The following is a 524-nucleotide window of genomic DNA, read 5'->3' on the forward strand; positions in this document are numbered from 1 at the left end:
CATCAAAGGAGACCTCCATGCTCAACGCCTCGCTTGACAACACTGCCGCCGACCGGACCGATCAGACCCGCCACGCCTACAACGCCGCATTCGAAGAGCTCGGCTTGACCTGGCACTGGGATGCACCCACTTATGCCCGATTGCAGGCCCAAGGCCGCGATGCCGTGCGTACCTATCTGGAGACCGAGCAGGCGCATCTGCTGCGAGCCTACGAAGCAGATTTCCTGGTTGAGGCCATCGAAGCGGCCAAGGCCCGCTGCCATGCCAGCATGGTCGCCAGCCGGGCAAACCCGGCTCCTTATGCCGGCTGGTCCAGCCATTCACTCACGCCAGCCAATRGCCGGCCAAAAAACACCACGCCAGCACCCCGGTTCACGCCGAGTGCGCTGTACACGTGAAGGGCCGGAATGTCTAACCGTTGGCTACGTTTCAGGGAAGGCAATTCAACCGGCTTCGGAACTCTCGAGGGAGAGAACATCCGGGTTTGCCAGGGCAACATATTCTCCGGTGCGACACCCACGGAC

Annotated in this window: 2 protein-coding genes; both read left to right on the top strand. The window is 61.8% G+C overall.

What is annotated here, in order from left to right:
- Positions 1-398, top strand: a 398-nt coding sequence (locus AC1D1X_RS25400) for an HAD family hydrolase (RefSeq protein WP_477699650.1), incomplete at its 5' end; no start/stop codon positions are given.
- Positions 399-407: 9 nt separating this feature from the next.
- Positions 408-524: DUF2437 domain-containing protein (locus AC1D1X_RS25405; RefSeq protein WP_477699651.1), on the top strand; the 117-nt coding region annotated here is incomplete at its 3' end.

It is taken from the genome of Polaromonas sp. P1_G4 (assembly GCF_056405475.1).